The sequence below is a fragment of the Desulfurellaceae bacterium genome (assembly GCA_021296095.1).
In the GTDB taxonomy this organism is placed as follows: Bacteria; Desulfobacterota; Binatia; order Bin18; family Bin18; genus JAAXHF01.
In genome coordinates, this window is sequence record JAGWBB010000156.1 from 1264 (window position 1) to 3742 (window position 2479).

Below are 2479 nucleotides of genomic sequence, written 5' to 3' on the forward strand. Positions count from 1 at the left end.
GACCAGCGGCGTCAGGCCAAGACGATCAATTTCGGGATTATCTACGGCATGGGCGCCCACCGTCTGGGCCGCTCGCTGGGCATTCCGTTCAAGACCGCCCAGGGCTATATCGACCAGTATTTTGCCCGCTACCACGGGATCAAGGGTTATATGGACGGCGTGCTGGACACCGCCCGGGAGCGGGGCTATGTGACCACCCTGCACGGCCGGCGGCGCTACGTGCCGGACCTGCGCAGCACCAACCGTCAGGTCGCCAGTGCCGCCGAACGGGTTGCCATCAACACCCCGATTCAGGGCACGGCCGCCGACCTGATCAAGATCGCCATGGTGGCCATCGACCGCCGGCTGGGTGAGCACGGCTCAGGCACCCGCATGCTGTTGCAGGTGCACGACGAACTGCTGTTCGAGGTGCCCGAGCAGGAAGTCCAGACCGTGACCCGCCACGTCCGTGAAGCCATGGAAGGGGTGGCGGCGCTTGAGGTGCCGCTCGAGGTGGAGATCGGCCAGGGACGCAGCTGGGCGGAGGCGCATTAGGCAGAGCGGCAATCTGACAAGACCGAGCCCGGTCTACCGCTATCTTCGACCGAAAGGAGGCAGGAGTATGGATTACAGCAAATACGAACATCTGGTGATTGAGGTTAAGGACGGCATTGCCCTGCTGACCATCAACCGACCCGAGACGCTGAACTCGACAAACTTCCGTTTGCACTACGAGCTGAGCAAGGTGTGGCTGGATATTGCCGAGGACGATGACACCCGGGTTGCCGTGATTACCGGCGCCGGGCGCGCCTTCTCATCCATCGACAACCTCGAGGTGGTGTCGCAGACGATGAAAGAGGCGCGCGACATCGTCCACAACATGATCAACTGCAACAAGCCGATCATTTCGGCCATTAACGGCGTGGCGGTCGGCGCCGGGCTGGCGGTGGCGCTGATGGCCGACATCAGCATTGCCTCGGAAAAGGCCAAGTTTACCGATGGCCACACCCGGCTGGGCGTGGCGGCCGGCGATCATGCGGCCGCGATCTGGCCCCTGCTGGTCGGCATGGCCAAGGCCAAGTACTACCTTCTGACCTGCGACCTGCTGGATGCCACCGAGGCCGAGCGGATCGGCCTGGTCAGCATGGTTGTGCCCCACGACGAGCTGATGCCAAAGGCGATGGAGGTCGCCACCAAGCTGGCCAACGGCGCCCAGCAGGCGATCCGCTGGACCAAACTGTCCCTGAACCAGTGGCTGCGTAACGCCGCCGCCACCTCGTTCGACTACTCGCTGGCCCTGGAGATGCTGGGTTTCTTCGGCAAAGATGTGGGCGAGGGCCTGGCCTCCCTACAGGAGCGCCGCAGCCCCGTGTTTCCTTCGACCAAGGGCCGCCAGAATACCTGAGCCAATGAACACCGCCCAGACAATCGAACAGATTCTCCGGCTCCGGCTCGAAGCCCTGGACCTCACGGTTGAAGACGAGAGCGCCCTGCACGCCGGTCATGCCGGGGCGGCCTCGGGCGGGGGGCATTACCGGGTGCGCATTGTGTCGCCGCTGTTCAGCGGAAAGAACCGGGTGCAGCGGCACCGCCTGGTCTATGCGGCGCTGGCCGACGAGATGGGCGGGGCGATTCACGCCCTGGCCCTCACCACCCTGACACCGGACGATGTCTGAGCCCTAACACCGGTAATAGGCCCGGTACCACTCCACGAACCGGGCAATGCCCTCGCGCAACGGCGTGGTCGGCCGAAAGCCGACGGCCTGGACCAGATCGTCCACGTCGGCGCAGGTCTCCGGCACGTCGCCGGCCTGGAGCGGCAGGAAGTCTTTTTTTGCCGGGCGTCCCAGGCATTCCTCCAGTACAGCAATAAAGTCGAGCAGCTCGACCGGCTGATTGTTGCCGATGTTATACAGGCGGTAGGGTGCCGCGCTGCTGCCCGGGTCGGGCGCCTGACCGGACCAGTCCGGGTTCGGCCGGGCAACGCTGTCCAGCACCCGGACCACGCCTTCGACGATATCGTCGATGTAGGTGAAATCGCGGCGCATTCGGCCGTTGTTGAAGACCGCTATGGGTTCGCCGGCCAGAATGGCGCGGGTGAACACGAACAGGGCCATATCCGGCCGACCCCACGGACCGTAGACCGTAAAAAACCGCAGGCCGGTCGTCGGCAGGCCGTACACATGGCTGTAGGTATGGGCCATCAGCTCGTTGGCCTTCTTGGACGCCGCGTACAGCGAGACCGGATGATCGACATTGTGGTGGACCGAAAACGGCAGCGTGGTGTTCGCCCCGTACACCGAGCTGCTTGAGGCGTACACCAGGTGGGCGGTCCGGGCCGCCCGGCAGCCCTCGATCACGTTCAGAAAGCCGACCAGGTTGCTCTCAACATAGGCGTGCGGGTCGGTCAGCGAGTGGCGGACGCCGGCCTGGGCGGCCAGGTGGATGACCCGCTCCGGTCGGTGGCGCCGAAAGAGGTCGGCCATGCCCGCCCGGTCGG

At 64.8% G+C, this 2479-nt stretch carries 3 protein-coding genes; 2 read left to right on the plus strand and 1 reads right to left on the minus strand.

Features of this window, described 5'->3' with window-relative positions; translation table 11 throughout:
* Positions 1–601 precede the first annotated feature (601 nt).
* Together J4F42_21955 and J4F42_21960 are read left to right on the plus strand one after the other, a co-directional pair.
* Positions 602–1384 (plus strand): enoyl-CoA hydratase/isomerase family protein, encoded by a 783-nt coding sequence (locus tag J4F42_21955; protein MCE2488188.1) that lies wholly within the window; start codon positions 602–604, stop codon positions 1382–1384.
* 4 nt (positions 1385–1388) lie between these two features.
* Positions 1389–1655 carry a BolA family transcriptional regulator gene (locus tag J4F42_21960; GenBank protein ID MCE2488189.1) on the plus strand — a complete coding sequence of 89 codons (267 nt, stop codon included), beginning with the start codon at positions 1389–1391 and terminating at the stop codon, positions 1653–1655.
* Positions 1656–1658: 3 nt separating this feature from the next.
* Here J4F42_21960 and J4F42_21965 read toward each other — a convergent pair.
* On the minus strand, positions 1659–2479 hold an 821-nt coding region (locus J4F42_21965), incomplete at its 5' end, for an NAD-dependent epimerase/dehydratase family protein (protein MCE2488190.1).

Excerpts from the sequence above, each read along its gene's own strand:
- J4F42_21955 (MCE2488188.1), top strand. The coding sequence starts at position 602 with ATGGATTACAGCAAATACGAACATCTGGTGATTGAGGTTAAGGACGGC.
- J4F42_21960 (MCE2488189.1), top strand. The coding sequence starts at position 1,389 with ATGAACACCGCCCAGACAATCGAACAGATTCTCCGGCTCCGGCTCGAA.